The organism is Anoxybacillus sp. ST4 (assembly GCF_019448545.1).
Classification (GTDB): Bacteria; Bacillota; Bacilli; order Bacillales; family Anoxybacillaceae; genus Anoxybacillus; species Anoxybacillus pushchinoensis.
Genome location: NZ_JAHZOE010000038.1, coordinates 1 through 14,170 on the forward strand (window position 1 = coordinate 1; position 14,170 = coordinate 14,170).

Annotated in this window: 16 protein-coding genes; 14 read left to right on the forward strand and 2 right to left on the reverse strand. The window is 40.6% G+C overall.

Annotation, left to right across the window (positions count from 1 at the left end; translation table 11 throughout):
* The first annotated feature begins 149 nt into the window (after positions 1 to 149).
* The 13 genes from hypB to K1I44_RS14005 all read left to right on the forward strand — a co-directional run bounded on the left by hypB (position 150) and on the right by K1I44_RS14005 (position 11,455).
* Positions 150 to 821 carry a hydrogenase nickel incorporation protein HypB gene (hypB, locus tag K1I44_RS13945; RefSeq protein WP_035018657.1) on the forward strand — a complete coding sequence of 224 codons (672 nt, stop codon included), beginning with the start codon at positions 150 to 152 and terminating at the stop codon, positions 819 to 821.
* A complete protein-coding gene (gene hypF / locus K1I44_RS13950; RefSeq protein WP_003397237.1) occupies positions 794 to 3,073 on the forward strand; it encodes a carbamoyltransferase HypF in 2,280 nt (759 codons plus the stop codon). Before hypB ends, hypF begins: the two co-directional genes overlap by 28 nt.
* Positions 3,064 to 3,303: a HypC/HybG/HupF family hydrogenase formation chaperone gene (locus K1I44_RS13955; RefSeq protein ID WP_003397236.1), complete on the forward strand. Its 240-nt coding sequence runs from the start codon at positions 3,064 to 3,066 to the stop codon at positions 3,301 to 3,303. Before hypF ends, K1I44_RS13955 begins: the two co-directional genes overlap by 10 nt.
* A complete protein-coding gene (gene hypD / locus K1I44_RS13960) occupies positions 3,272 to 4,372 on the forward strand; it encodes a hydrogenase formation protein HypD (protein WP_219986519.1) in 1,101 nt (366 codons plus the stop codon). The genes K1I44_RS13955 and hypD overlap by 32 nt, the downstream gene beginning before the upstream one ends.
* 3 nt (positions 4,373 to 4,375) lie before the next feature.
* Entirely contained in the window at positions 4,376 to 5,368 is a 993-nt protein-coding gene (gene hypE / locus K1I44_RS13965) for a hydrogenase expression/formation protein HypE (RefSeq protein WP_219986520.1), read from the forward strand.
* Positions 5,369 to 5,456: 88 nt separating this feature from the next.
* Positions 5,457 to 6,251, forward strand: a complete 795-nt coding sequence (gene thyA / locus K1I44_RS13970) for a thymidylate synthase (protein ID WP_003397232.1) — start codon at positions 5,457 to 5,459, stop codon at positions 6,249 to 6,251.
* Positions 6,211 to 6,759 carry a dihydrofolate reductase gene (locus K1I44_RS13975; RefSeq protein ID WP_370628017.1) on the forward strand — a complete coding sequence of 183 codons (549 nt, stop codon included), beginning with the start codon at positions 6,211 to 6,213 and terminating at the stop codon, positions 6,757 to 6,759. Before thyA ends, K1I44_RS13975 begins: the two co-directional genes overlap by 41 nt.
* Before the next feature lie 123 nt (positions 6,760 to 6,882).
* Positions 6,883 to 8,151, forward strand: a complete 1,269-nt coding sequence (gene ilvA / locus K1I44_RS13980; protein WP_003397229.1) for a threonine ammonia-lyase IlvA — start codon at positions 6,883 to 6,885, stop codon at positions 8,149 to 8,151.
* 97 nt (positions 8,152 to 8,248) lie between these two features.
* Complete coding sequence (locus tag K1I44_RS13985) at positions 8,249 to 8,500, forward strand: YpmP family protein (protein WP_003397228.1); 252 nt, start codon at positions 8,249 to 8,251, stop codon at positions 8,498 to 8,500.
* A gap of 129 nt (positions 8,501 to 8,629) precedes the next feature.
* Complete coding sequence (locus tag K1I44_RS13990; RefSeq protein ID WP_219986522.1) at positions 8,630 to 9,472, forward strand: DegV family protein; 843 nt, start codon at positions 8,630 to 8,632, stop codon at positions 9,470 to 9,472.
* A gap of 15 nt (positions 9,473 to 9,487) precedes the next feature.
* Entirely contained in the window at positions 9,488 to 10,051 is a 564-nt protein-coding gene (locus tag K1I44_RS13995) for an SCO family protein (RefSeq protein WP_003397226.1), read from the forward strand.
* Between the two features lie 67 nt (positions 10,052 to 10,118).
* On the forward strand, positions 10,119 to 10,883 hold the full coding sequence (locus tag K1I44_RS14000) for an SGNH/GDSL hydrolase family protein (protein WP_219986523.1): 765 nt from the start codon (positions 10,119 to 10,121) through the stop codon (positions 10,881 to 10,883).
* Complete coding sequence (locus K1I44_RS14005; protein WP_219986524.1) at positions 10,880 to 11,455, forward strand: YpmS family protein; 576 nt, start codon at positions 10,880 to 10,882, stop codon at positions 11,453 to 11,455. The genes K1I44_RS14000 and K1I44_RS14005 overlap by 4 nt, the downstream gene beginning before the upstream one ends.
* Before the next feature lie 27 nt (positions 11,456 to 11,482).
* Here the strand turns inward: K1I44_RS14005 and K1I44_RS14010 are convergent, their stop codons facing one another.
* Positions 11,483 to 12,847 (reverse strand): RsmF rRNA methyltransferase first C-terminal domain-containing protein, encoded by a 1,365-nt coding sequence (locus K1I44_RS14010; protein ID WP_219986525.1) that lies wholly within the window; start codon positions 12,845 to 12,847, stop codon positions 11,483 to 11,485.
* 1 nt (position 12,848) lies between these two features.
* Positions 12,849 to 13,430 (reverse strand): glycerol-3-phosphate 1-O-acyltransferase PlsY, encoded by a 582-nt coding sequence (gene plsY, locus K1I44_RS14015; RefSeq protein ID WP_003397220.1) that lies wholly within the window; start codon positions 13,428 to 13,430, stop codon positions 12,849 to 12,851.
* A gap of 140 nt (positions 13,431 to 13,570) precedes the next feature.
* On the opposite strand from plsY, the gene K1I44_RS14020 reads away from it, so the two are divergent.
* Entirely contained in the window at positions 13,571 to 13,975 is a 405-nt protein-coding gene (locus K1I44_RS14020) for a CoA-binding protein (RefSeq protein WP_003397219.1), read from the forward strand.
* Positions 13,976 to 14,170 lie beyond the last annotated feature (195 nt).

The window sequence follows — 14,170 nt, forward strand, 5'->3', positions numbered from 1 at the left end:
AAAATGACATTGCCCAATCCATTACTCGCTTTGAACAGTACGTTCTACAACACCCGGATGAGGTGTTACGCCGCATGGGGTGTGCTGTGTGAATCAGAGGTTAAAATGCCAATTTGGATGTATATAGCATATGAAGGGAGTTTAACAACATGAGAATTACATTGGAAGTTGATGTGTTAACAAACAATAACCGAGCGGCTGCGTTTAACCGTCAATTGTTCGAAGAAACGAATACGCTTGTCATCAATATAATGAGCTCTCCAGGAGCAGGAAAGACAACGATTTTAGAGAAAACGATTGAGGCGCTAGCTAGTGAATTTCGTATTGGGGTCATCGAGGGTGATTTAGCGACAGAAAAAGATGCGGAACGTATTCGGGCTCTTGGTGCGCAAGCTGTGCAAATTAATACGCACGGAGGATGTCATTTAGACGCTCGCATGATTGCAGCTGTTTTACCCCAATTTAATTTTCAGCATCTCGATATTTTGTTTATTGAAAATGTCGGAAATCTTGTTTGTCCCTCTGGCTATGATTTAGGACAGCAACATAAGGTGGCTGTATTAAGCATACCAGAAGGAAATGATAAAATACCGAAATATCCGACGATGTTTATGCGAACAGAACTCGTTTTACTAAATAAAATAGATTTATTGCCGTATCTTGATTTTAGCGTAGAGCAAGCAAAAGAAGATTTATTGTGTATTAACCCACAGTCTAGGTTATTGACGATATCTGCGAAAACGGGTGAAGGTATGGATGAATGGTTACATTGGATTCGGGAAGGGGTTGCCCGATGCAAAAAGCAGTCAATATTACGGTAAAAGGACGAGTGCAAGGAGTTGGCTTCCGTCCTTTTATTTTCGCACTCGCAAAGCGTTATAACGTAAAAGGAATTGTACAAAACAATATGGACGGGGTCTTTATTCATATTGAAGGGGATGCTTACGCAGTCGATCAATTTATTCACTCTTTACCGGTAGAAGCCCCGCGACTATCCCGTATTGATGAAATGATTGTGACTGCAGCCCAATGGCAAGCATGTAACGATTTCTCCATTATTCCGAGCGAACGAACGGGAAGTTCTTCGCTCGTTATTCCGATCGACACAGCTGTTTGTAATGATTGTTTGCGAGAAATGTATGATCCAAATGATCATCGATATCGTTACCCGTTCATTAATTGTACACAATGCGGCCCACGCTACACGATTATTGAACAGCTACCTTATGACCGCCCGTTTACATCGATGCATTCATTTCCAATGTGTAAACGATGTAACGAGGAATATAACGATCCTATGAATCGTCGTCATCACGCTCAGCCTATTGCTTGTCCAACGTGTGGTCCTTCTATCATGCTACGAAACCGTGATGGAAAAATGGTACAGGGGGATGCGATCGAGCAGGCGAGGGCGTATATTCAAGCCGGGGCAATTGTTGCGATTAAAGGCTTAGGCGGATATCACTTAGCATGTGATGCGACAAATGAAAGGGCTGTTCAACAATTAAGAATGCGAAAACAACGGCCAAATCGACCGTTGGCTGTGATGGCTGCTTCTGTTGACATTGTAGAACAATTATGTGACGTAACGGAGGAAGAAAAACAATTGTTAACCTCGCCGGAAGCCCCGATCGTTGTTGTTAAACAAAGAAAAAACACAATGATTGCTTCGTCGGTCGCTCCTGGGTTACAAACGGTTGGGGTGATGTTGCCGTACACTCCCCTCCATCATTTATTGTTGGATGATCAATTACCTGTCATTGTCATGACAAGTGCTAATCGTTCAGGAGCACCGATCATATACGAAGATGAACGGGCTTTTTGTGATTTGCAAAACATTGCGGATTATTTTCTCGTTCATAATCGCCCAATTGTACATCCGCTTGATGATTCTGTTGTCCAAATAGAAAATGGGAACACCCATTTCATTCGACGGGCGCGTGGCTTCGTTCCAGATCCATTATGGACAAAGCAAGATGTACATGAGATTGTAGCGCTTGGTGGGCAGCAAAAAAATGTATTTGCGTTCGGGAGACACCAGCAAATTTTTTTAGGGCCCCATATAGGCGATTTAGAACATGTAGAAGTAATCGAACATTTTGAGAGAGAATACGAACATTTACGCACGTGGATGGGAGTAACACCTAAAATTATTGCTGTTGATTTACATCCAAACTACGAAACGTGGAACATCGCAAAACAATGGGATGCCGACATTGTAGCTGTACAGCATCATCATGCGCATATGGTTTCATGTATGGAAGAAAACCATATCTCAACTTCATGTTTTGGTCTAATTTTAGATGGAACAGGGTACGGCGAAGATGGGCATATATGGGGGTTTGAGTTGTTATACGGAAACGCTTTGCAATATGAAAGAATCGGACATTTGACATATACCCCACTTCCTGGTGGAGAACGTTGTGTGAAAGAACCGTGGCGTACAACAGTTGGCATGCTTGGATACTATTTAGGGGAAGAAGGATACGCTTTAGCGCAGCAACGATTTATAGAGCGAGCGAGAGACGTTGATGTGCTGAGACAAATGATCGAAAAAGGGCTACATTCCCCTCTAGCAGGGACGTGCGGTCGATTGTTTGATGCTGTGAGCGCCTTCTTATATGTTTGTACGCATAGCACATATGACGGGGAAGCGGCGATTCGGCTTTCCGAATTGATTGATGATACGAAAATATATGAGGCTTATCCGTTTAATGTAGAAAGACGTGAAACATGGGAAATTGATTTAAAAGAAATGTGGCGGGCGATCATAAGAGATGTCGATGACGGTGTACAAACGAATACCGTTGCTGGACGTTTTCACGAAACAGTTGTTCAGGCGTCTGTTGAAATGGTTCGTCTTGCTTTGCAACAACATCCAACATATGAGCGTAACATCGTTTTATCAGGCGGAAGTATGCATAACCGCTACATCGTTAAACGGCTTCGCCAAGAGTTTTCTCAACTTGGATTCAATGTTTATACACATCAAAAAGTACCGTGCAACGATGGAGGATTAGCACTTGGACAGTTAATGATTGCAGCACATAGGAGGGGACAGGCATGTGTGTAGGAGTGCCGGCAAAAGTGTTACATATCGAAGGTTTTTCTGCGTTAGTCGACGTGATGGGCTCACAAATGAACGTTGGAATCATTTTTGTTCCTGAAGTGAAAATCGGTGATTATGTCATTGTGCACGCTGGCCAGGCGATGTCTATTATTGACGAGCAATATGCACAAGAAAGTTTAGAAGAATGGAGGAAGTTAGTCGATGCTAGAAGTGACGGATCACTCAACACTTAGTCAAATGCTGTTACAGGAAGTGAAGACGTTAGCCGATCGGTTTCAACAAACGTTCGGGCGAATACCTTCCTTCATGGAAGTTTGTGGTTCACATACCATGGCTCTCGCTCGTACAGGGGTGAAAAAAGCGCTTGAAGGATACGTTCGTCTTATTTCTGGCCCTGGTTGCCCTGTTTGTGTCACTGATCAAGTAACGATTGATGCAATGATTTCTTTGACAGATGGTGTGAATCGAATCATTTGTACATTTGGCGATATGGTTCGAGTGCCAGGATCTTATGGTACGTTGATGCAAGCGAAGACAGAAGGAAAAGATGTACGAGTTGTCTATTCTCCTGTTGATGCCGTTCGCATCGCCGAACAACACCCACATCAAGAAGTTATTTTTTTAGGCATAGGGTTTGAAACGACGATTCCGATTTTAGCTGCAGCTGTAAAAGAAGCGGAAGAGAAACAAGTAAGAAATTTTTCTATGTGGATGTCCACGAAGCTAGTGGAACCGATTTTACGCCAGTTGCTTCATGACGGAGAAGTGGCATTAGATGGATTTTTACTCCCTGGACACGTATCGATGGTAATGGGAAGAAAACATTTTGAATTTTTAGCAACAGAATACAATATGCCTGCAGTAATTAGCGGGTTTGAAGCGCTTGATATGTTAAGTGCACTTCGTCATTTGTTGCTGCTATCGCTTGAACAACGCGCTGTTGTATTAAATGATTACAAAAGTGTTGTGACTGAACAAGGAAATGTGCAGGCGAAATATTGGATGAATCATTACTTTACATTATGTGACGAGGTGTGGCGTGGCATCGGTGTCATTTTTGATAGTGGAATGGATTTTAAGAGTGAGTATAATCAGTTTAACGCTAAGGTGAAATTTCCTATTCCAACACGCGAACCACGTCGAACAAAATGTCGATGTGGTGAAGTGATTCGTGGTCTCATTGATCCACCTCAATGTGCGTTGTTTGGGAGAGCATGTACACCCCTCAATCCAATTGGTCCATGTATGGTATCGTCGGAAGGTAGTTGTGCAGCTTATTATCAATATATGAGGGAGGAGTAACGAATGGAGCGAATAACGCTTGCGCATGGGGATGGTGGGGAGTTAGCTCACAAACTAATTACAGATGTTTTTGTTTCTACGTTTCGTAATGAGCGTCATGCAAAGTTTGATGCCGCTACGTTTGCGTTAGGAACACATGAGCTCGCTGTGACAACGGATAGTTTTGTCATCAAGCCAATTTTCTTTCCGGGTGGAAATATCGGAAAGTTAGCGGTAGCTGGAACAATAAACGATTTAGCAGTTGTTGGGGCGATCCCAAAAGTATTAACGTGTAGCTTTATTATTGAAGAGGGGTTTCCTATTCGTCATTTAAAAACAGTCGTTCAATCGATGGCAGAAGAAGCGAAAAAAACAAATGTAGCAATTGTTGCAGGGGATACAAAAGTTGTTGAACGTGGAAGTGCAGATGGATTATATATTAATACAACAGGAATTGGCATTATTTCGCACCCGCTTGAACGGAACATGGATGAAGGGGACTCCGTTATTGTCAGTGGTTCGGTTGGAGATCATGGTGTAGCTGTATTAGTTGCACGAGGAGAATTAGGGCTTGTATCAACGATTGAGAGCGACTGTACTTCATTGTATCCACTCGTCGCAAAAGCTTTAGAGGCAAGTCAGCGCATTCGACTGATGCGCGATCCAACGCGCGGTGGGCTAGCGACCACTCTTGTAGAAATTTGTGAAGATTTCGGTGTAACGATTGAATTAGAGGAAGAATGTATCCCAGTGAAGAAAGAAGTCAAAGGGGCATGTGAATTACTTGGTTTTGATCCTCTTTACTTAGCCAATGAGGGAAAAGTAGTCATGATCGTTCCAAAAGAAGATGAACAAGCGGTGCTTGATGCGCTCCGTTCGCAACCAGAGGGAAAAGATGCTGCTGTGATTGGAACCGTTCGGGCAACAAATAAAGGTCAGCTTTTATTGCGGACGCCGCTCGGGACAACAAGACGATTATATCGATTAACAGGATTAATGTTACCACGTATTTGTTAGCCGTAGGATTGTCCTACGGTTTTTTCTTTCCTAGTTGTATGCTTTATGTCATAATAAATGACAGTATATAAAAGAAGGTGAGGGTGTTATGAAGCAATATTTACAATTACTTGAAGATATTTTACAAAACGGGGTGTATAAGGACGATCGCACAGGAACGGGGACGATTTCCGTATTCGGACGTCAATTACGATTCGATTTACGTGAAGGTTTTCCTTTGCTTACGACAAAAAAATTACATATTCGTTCGATCATCCACGAATTGCTTTGGTTTTTGAGTGGAGAGACAAATATTCGTTATTTAAAAGAAAATGGTGTAACGATTTGGGACGAATGGGCAGATGAAAACGGGGATTTAGGACCGGTATATGGCGCGCAATGGCGTTCATGGAAAGGGGCCGATGGTCGAACAATTGATCAAATTAGTGAAGTGATTGAACAAATAAAAACAAACCCGAATTCTCGCCGACTTTTAGTAAATGCATGGAATGTGGGGGAGTTGGATTACATGAAATTGCCTCCTTGTCACTATGCTTTTCAGTTTTATGTAGAAAACGGGACGTTATCATGTATGTGGCAACAGCGCTCTGTCGATACGTTTTTAGGTCTTCCGTTCAATATTGCAAGCTACGCATTACTTACACATATGGTTGCCCAACAATGCGATTTGGAGCCAAAAGAACTTATTTTTACTGGCGGCGATGTCCATTTATATATGAACCATATTGAACAAGCGAAATTGCAATTAACGAGGGAGCCGCGCCCGCTTCCGAAGCTAATCATCAAACGAAAGCCTTCTTCCATTTTTGAGTATCGTTTTGAAGATTTTGAAATCGTTGATTATGACCCGCATCCGCATATTAAAGCGGACGTGTCTATATAAGGAAGTGAGTCGATTGATTTCTATTATTGTGGCCATGGATCGAAATCGAGTGATCGGTTATAACAATACGTTGCCTTGGCATTTACCAGCTGATTTAGCTTATTTTAAGCGAGTAACGATGGGACATCCGATTGTGATGGGAAGAAAAACATTTGAATCAATCGGTCGCCCCTTGCCAGGAAGAACGAATATCATACTTACACGCGACAAGTCCGTCTTGAACATCTCTCGTTGTCAAGTTATTCACTCCATTGATGGCATAAAGCAAGTCGAACAACAATACGGTCATGTATTCGTTATAGGGGGGGCACAAGTATTTGAACAAGCGATGCCGATAGCTGATCGATTGTACGTTACGCATATTGATGCAACGTTTAATGGAGATACATTTTTTCCACACATTGATGAACAGCAATGGGAGCTCTGCTCGGTACAGCCTGGCGTACAAGATGAAAAAAATCGCTACCCACATACATTTTGCATATATGAACGAATAGCTCGCAAATAACAAGCGAGCTTTATTTTTTCGGATAATTTTTAGAAAATTTACTTTTCTTTATTCGAAAATATGATATATTTTAGAATAACATAATTTTGACAACGAAATTACAAACGGAAAGGAAACGAGAAAATGGAACAACAAGTAAAACGAAAACATGGTGTATATGTAGAAGATATTTTAATTGCTTATCAAACATTAAAAGACGTCGTATACCATACTCCTCTACAAAAAAATGAATTGCTTTCAGAGCGTTACGATTGCCACGTATATTTTAAACGGGAAGATTTACAAGTCGTTCGATCGTTTAAAATTCGAGGAGCCTATTACCGAATGAAAAGTTTATGTGAAGAAGAAAAGAAAAATGGAGTTGTTTGTGCAAGTGCGGGCAATCATGCGCAAGGGGTAGCTTATTCGTGCCGAGCGCTTGGGGTGCATGGGAAAATTTATATGCCTTCTACAACCCCGAGACAAAAAGTATCACAAGTTCAATTTTTTGGGAGGGAGTTTGTTGATATTATTTTAGTTGGTGATACATTTGACGATTCTTACGAACAAGCGCTTATTTGCGCCAAAAAAGAGCAGCGAACGTTTATCCATCCATTTGATGATGAAGCTGTTATCGCTGGTCAAGGAACGGTTGGAGTTGAAATGTTAAATGATTGTGAAGAAGCTATTGATTATGTGTTTGCAAGCATTGGTGGAGGAGGACTCATTTCTGGTGTAGGCACGTACATGAAAAGCATTTCCCCTGCCACAAAACTGATTGGAATTGAACCTGAAGGGGCACCATCAATGAAGAAATCATTTGAAGCAAACGAAGTGATTACTTTAAGTGAGATTGATCCGTTTGTAGATGGTGCAGCAGTCAAGCGCGTGGGTGAAAAGACATTTACGTTAGCGAAAGAGCTCGTTGACGATATTGTAGTCGTTCCTGAAGGAAAAGTGTGCACAACAATTTTGCAACTTTATAACGAGAATGCGATCGTTGTAGAACCTGCTGGAGCGTTGCCAGTTGCTGCGCTTGACTTATATAAAGATCACATTCGTGGTAAAACGGTTGTTTGTATTATTAGCGGAGGAAACAACGATATCGGGCGCATGCAAGAAATTAAAGAACGATCTATGATTTATGAAGGGCTTCAACATTATTTTATTGTCAATTTTCCGCAACGTGCCGGAGCTTTACGTGAATTTCTTGATGAAGTGTTAGGACCAACAGATGACATTACACTTTTTGAATATACGAAAAAAAATAATAAAGATAGCGGTCCCGCTCTCGTTGGCATTGAATTAAAGTGTCGTGAAGATTACGGTCCACTTGTTGAGCGAATGAAGAAAAAAGGATTTCCATTTATAGAAGTCAATAAAGACAGCAGTTTATTTCATTTGTTGATTTGACAAAAATTTTTTATAAATGAGTGACGAAATGTGACATACTTCGGCATAAAAATCGTGTATAATATAAGTAAATCGGTCAAAAAAGAGGATTGATATTTTGTTATTCAAAAGCCTAGAGTTCAAAAACGTAGATGGGCAAAAAGTAAAAATTATCGAAATTCCGGTACTGGAGGACGATAACCCTTATCAATTTATTGTAAAAGTTAGGTTGCAAACATTTATTGCACAAGTGTATGCGAGTGAGAAGTCGAAAAAGATATACTCGTTTAAAGAGTATTTAAAACGCGTGTTGAAGTGGCCGGTATACGAACAAATATTTAAATCTGAAATTTTAAAAAACAACGCATGAGCTGATTTGCTAAAGTGCAAATCAGCTCTTTTTTGCAAAAAAATTTTATGAAACCGACGACATATCATGGGGGTTTATTATATAATTTCACCGTACACAATTTTAGAATGAAATACAGGAAGTGAAAAAATGAGTAAAGTGAAGATTGTAACAGATTCAACGGTAGACTTATCGAAAGAAACGATTGAGGCATGGGGCATTCATGTTGTTCCATTATCTATCTCCATTGACGGAAAAACATACTTAGATGGCATTGACTTAACTCCTCAAAAATTTATTGAAGAAATGAAGCAAGCGAATGAGCTACCGAAAAGCTCACAACCGTCTGCAGGACAGTTTTTAGAAGTGTATGATAAGCTAGGAGAAGCAGGATATGACGTGATTTCGATTCACATGACCGGGGGAATGAGCGGAACGGTACGTTCTGCGGAAAGTGCAGCGGCCATGACAAAAGCCAACGTTACAGTCATCGATTCTCGTTTCATTTCTCTTGCGCTTAGCTTTCAAGTGTTAGAAGCGGCAAAAATGGCTGCTGAAGGAAAAACGGTGGCCGAAATCGTTTCACGTCTTGATGCGATCCGTGCGAATACGCATTTGTTTGTCGTTGTCGATACGCTCGAAAATCTCGTGAAAGGTGGACGGATCGGACGGGGAAAAGCAATGATCGGTTCGCTACTGAACATTAAACCGATCGCTTCGTTAGAAGACGGTGTATATACTCCTGTCACAAAAGTTCGTAGCCAGTCTCAAATCGTCAAGTATTTAACAAATCAATTTGTGGAGCATACGAAAGGAAAAACAATTCGAGCAGTAGGGATTGCTCATGCAGACGCACTTGATTTGAGCGAACGATTAAAACAGTCGATCGCAGAAGCAACAGGATGGACGCAAACTGAGATTGTATACACTACCCCGATCATTTCAACGCATACAGGGCCAGGGGCGATAGGATTTATGTATTATACGGAGTAGGGAGGGAAGCAAAAGTTGAAACGTTTATGGCTGTTTGTTGTATTACTATCTGTTCTCGTTGCTTGCCAACAATCGATTCCAGATGCAAAAAACTGGCCAATTGAAGACTTTACGTTCACCGATCAAAATGGTCAAACATTCGGTCTAGCTGATTTAAAGGGAAAAGTGTGGATAGCTGATTTCATTTTTACACGATGCGCTGATGTTTGTCCACCGATGACGGCTAATATGGCGAAGCTACAAAAGATGGCGCAAGAAAAAGGGATTGATGTCCATTTTGTTTCATTTAGTGTAGATCCCGAAAACGATACACCGGAAGCGTTAAAAACATATATCGAAAAGTTTCAAGCGGATGAGAATAAATGGCATTTACTTACAGGGTACACACAGGAAGAGATCGAGCGTTTTGCCCAAAAAAACTTTAAAACTGTTGTAAAGAAGCCGCAAGAAGGAGATCAAGTCATTCACGGTACAGACTTTTATCTTGTTGACCAAAACGGAACGATTGTGAAGTATTATAGCGGATTAAATGACGTACCTTACGAAGAAATTTTAAAACATATTGACATGTTACAATAGGAGATACAGACAAAAATGATGGTCTAGTCATTTTTGTCTTTTCTTTTATGGGGAGGAGATGAAGCGTATGAACAAGTTTCTCCTTTTGCTCTTTTGTTTCTGTTTGGCTGGATGCTCTTCTATACAGACAGTGAAAGAAGAAACTTTACAGCGGACAGAGGAAAGTATCCAACAGCCGCTACCTCGTAATTTGCATATAGTAGCGTTAGGTGATTCATTGACAGAAGGGGTAGGCGATGATCAAGATGGATATGTCACGCTAATAAAGCGATATATGGAAGAGCGAGAAGATATAAATGAAGTATTTGTGAACAACTTCGGGAAGCGAGGATTGCGTAGTACACAACTGGCAGATGTAATTATAAATAATGAACCATTTATTCGACAAGCGGATCTTATTTTTATTACGATTGGTGGAAATGATATCATGAAAGTTGCTCGCTCACATTTTTTAACTTTGACATACGATTTATTTGTAAAAGAGCAGGAGGCATTTGCTTCCCGACTTCATGAGCAATTGCAACTTCTTCGTCATATGAATGAAGATGCTTACATTGTGCTTATCGGATTATACAATCCGTTTTCCTCAGCATTTCCGAATATACCGGAAATGGATGACATCATACACATGTGGAATGAAGGGAGTAAACAAGTCGTTTCGCGCTATGATTATGCGTTATTCGTTCCTATTGCAGACTTGTTTGAAGGGCGTGACGACGTATTGTATGACGATCAGTTTCATCCAAACGCGCGCGGTTATGAGCGAATGGCGCAACGTATATACACATATTTACAAAAACATGTTGAATGGCTAAAGGAGAATGAACAGTGAAGACCGTAAAAGTAAAATGGAAACATTTGTTTTTTGGTTTGTTAGGAATAAATGGTTTGCTCATCGCTTTGTTATTTTTTTATATGTTTCAGCCATCTTCTTCCCCAAGTATTCCAAGCATTGAAGGAGAAGGTCCAACATTTACTGTTCAAACATCGAAACAACATCTTAATACGTTAGTGAATGCATACATTCAGAAACATGAAAAAAAAGGTCAATTATCTTACGATGTTCAACTGGCTGATCGGCTGTATATAAAAAGTGTAATCCCGGTATTTGGGAGGCCTGTAGATTTAACAATGGCATTTGATCCGGTTGTCGATGAGCATGGACATATTGTGCTTGCTCAGCCAATGATGACGTTCGGCCAACTTCGTTTGCCTGTACCGTATGTTTTAGCGTATATAGATAAACATGCTTCTTTGCCGGATTGGGTGAAAGTGGATGTCAAACAAGAACGCATTTACATCGTCGTAAGCGACATTCAGATTAAAAAAGGGTTTGTGTTAAAAGCGAAAACATTCGATTTGGGTAAAGATGATATTACTTTTACAGTTACCATTACAAAATAAAGGATGTCCCTTTTAACGAGGGGCATCCTACTTGATTCGTAATCCTTTAGGGTAAAAGTTTTTTACAATTCCTTTTACTTCTTTTCCCCAACCGAGCGAGTACCCGTCAATAGTCATCAATACCCATCCACGGTCTTCGTTAGTTTGTAATGTTTCTCCCTTCATATATCGGATACTTTCTTCAAAAGTGAGAGAAACATGAGCTTGTACTTGTTGTGGTGTTAATGCCATAGCTAAAGCATGATTAGGTTCGAATCGGTTTTTTTTCCATTCACCAATATGAAGCCCAGGACGAACGACTTTTAAACCATCTAATCGCGGGCAAAGATGTGGAAGCGCAAATAAGTGTGTGCCGAACGTGTACATCGTTCCTTTTATTGTTGTTTGTATCGTATTGTTGGAAAACGTCTCATAATCACGCCACATCGCTTTAGATACGTTAGGAGTCATAAATTTTCCGTTCCATCGTTTTGTTTCTCCACGTTTGCGCATTTTTGCGACGAAATGTCCTTCTCCTTTTAGATGATGGGGCCATAACCTTGCTGTATGTGCTATTTGTTCATTGTTCGTGCTTGTCCAATCAACAACACCTGATTGGACGCCGTGTTCTTTTTGAATCGGAATTAACTCCATATCATCATAAGTCGCTAAAAACCAATCAATCATTTGTTCATTTTCTTCTGGGGAAAATGTGCACGTCGAATAAACGAGTATCCCCCCTTCGTGTAACATGTGATAGGCGCATGATAAAATATGTCGTTGCGCTTGGGTGCATTTTTGAACATGATCTAAGCTCCAAAATGAGATCGCTTCTTCATCTTTTCGAAACATTCCTTCTCCGGAACAAGGGGCATCAACTAAAATTTTATCGAAAAAACCTTCAAATGTTTCCGATAGTTTTTCAGGCGTTTCATTTGTCACGATGGTGTTTGTAATTCCGAGCCGTTCGATATTTTCTGATAGAGCTTTCACACGTTTCGGATGAATTTCATTTGCCAATAAAAATCCTTCGTTATTCATCATTGCTGCGATTTGTGTCGTTTTTCCTCCTGGAGCCGCGCATAAATCAAGAACTCGTTCTCCTGGGGATGGGGCAAGCACTTCCGCTACAAACATCGCACTCGGTTCTTGAATATAGTATAATCCAGCCGCATGGTACGGATGTTTCCCTGGCTGCGCATCATGATAATAAAATCCTGTTGAACAAAAAGGAATAGGCTCAAGGTTCCATGGACTGATATGTAAAAATGTCGATGGTGAAATTTTTAACGAATTGACGCGCAATCCATTTGCTTTTTCTTCGTTGTATGTCGCAAAAAAACGCTCCGCTTCATCGTGAAGCAAAGCATTCATTTTTGTTACAAATTGTTTTGGTAAATGACATGTTGTCACGTTACAACCACTTCACTTTCGGTTCGGTTTTGTTTAAAATCCGTTTCACGTTTGCTCGATGACGATAAAATACGAACAATGTTAATAATGTGACGACGATGCGCAAAGGCACATCATCTGTCGAAACAAATGCATATACGGTCGCATATACCCCTGTTAACATCGATGAAAGCGAGACGTATTTTGATACATATAGAATGAGGAAAAAGACGGCTAACATCGTCATGAAAAGAATGGGTGAGTAGAACAATAAGACTCCACCAGATGTAGCGACCGCTTTCCCACCACGAAATTGAGCAAATACGGGGTATGTATGACCAAACACAGCAAACATCCCTGTAATAAGGGGATGAATATCTACAGAAAACAGTACGGGTAAGCTTGCCGCTAACGTCCCTTTTAAGATGTCGGCAATTGTAACAATTAGTCCCGCTTTTACTCCGAGCACGCGAAATGTATTTGTCCCACCTAAATTTCCGCTCCCGTGCTCACGTATATCAATTCCGTATCCAATTTTCCCGACAAGCAAGGCGAACGGAATCGATCCAAGTAAATAACCGATAATTATAAGCAAAATGGACATCGTATGCACCCTTTACTCCATAAATATTTCCTCTTCGAATCGAGGTTCTGCTTTTATTGTAACATGCTTTTTTAAAAAATGAAGGCAGGATTATTTTTTTACATGAAGAAATACTAGTTTATCATAGGGAGGTTGAGCACATGAATCCAAGTCGTGAACAGATTAAACAAATATTAGACAAGGCAAAGCGAATTGCTGTAGTAGGATTATCGAATCGTCCAGAACGTACATCTTACATGGTTGCAAAAGCGATGAGAGAGGCAGGGTATGAAATCATCCCAGTCAATCCGCTCATTAAAGAATGGGAAGGTATCCCAGCTGTCGCTACGTTAACTGATATTGAAGGACATGTAGATATTGTGAATGTATTTCGTCGGTCTGAACATTTGCGTGAAATTGCTGAGCAGTTTGTACAAATTCATGCGGACGTGTTTTGGGCGCAATTAGGTGTATATGATGAAGAAGTGTATCGTTACTTGACAGAAAAAGGGTATACGGTTGTGATGGATCGCTGCATCAAAGTAGAACATGCGCTCACACGTTAAAAACGACCATTCTTTTTGTAATGGTCGTTCTTTTTCTTCATCATCTTCAGCTTGGAATGAGCGGGATGGTATGAGTAAAATGTTTGTGGGAGAAAAAAAGACAGGTTCCTGATTTGGTATAATAAGGAACCTGTCAGATATGTAAGCAAAATAGATGAAAAACGGGCTCTCCTCCTGGTAAGGTAGTAAGTGCAA

Bases quoted from the DNA above. Each gene is read 5' to 3' on its own strand.
- K1I44_RS13975 (WP_370628017.1), top strand. From the start codon at position 6,211: ATGACCCGCATCCGCATATTAAAGCGGACGTGTCTATATAAGGAAGTG.
- K1I44_RS13955 (WP_003397236.1), top strand. From the start codon at position 3,064: ATGTGTGTAGGAGTGCCGGCAAAAGTGTTACATATCGAAGGTTTTTCT.
- K1I44_RS14020 (WP_003397219.1), top strand. From the start codon at position 13,571: ATGAATCCAAGTCGTGAACAGATTAAACAAATATTAGACAAGGCAAAG.
- ilvA (WP_003397229.1), top strand. From the start codon at position 6,883: ATGGAACAACAAGTAAAACGAAAACATGGTGTATATGTAGAAGATATT.
- hypF (WP_003397237.1), top strand. From the start codon at position 794: ATGCAAAAAGCAGTCAATATTACGGTAAAAGGACGAGTGCAAGGAGTT.
- hypE (WP_219986520.1), top strand. From the start codon at position 4,376: ATGGAGCGAATAACGCTTGCGCATGGGGATGGTGGGGAGTTAGCTCAC.
- plsY (WP_003397220.1), bottom strand. From the start codon at position 13,430: ATGTCCATTTTGCTTATAATTATCGGTTATTTACTTGGATCGATTCCG.
- K1I44_RS13990 (WP_219986522.1), top strand. From the start codon at position 8,630: ATGAGTAAAGTGAAGATTGTAACAGATTCAACGGTAGACTTATCGAAA.
- hypB (WP_035018657.1), top strand. From the start codon at position 150: ATGAGAATTACATTGGAAGTTGATGTGTTAACAAACAATAACCGAGCG.
- hypD (WP_219986519.1), top strand. From the start codon at position 3,272: ATGCTAGAAGTGACGGATCACTCAACACTTAGTCAAATGCTGTTACAG.
- K1I44_RS14000 (WP_219986523.1), top strand. From the start codon at position 10,119: ATGAACAAGTTTCTCCTTTTGCTCTTTTGTTTCTGTTTGGCTGGATGC.
- thyA (WP_003397232.1), top strand. From the start codon at position 5,457: ATGAAGCAATATTTACAATTACTTGAAGATATTTTACAAAACGGGGTG.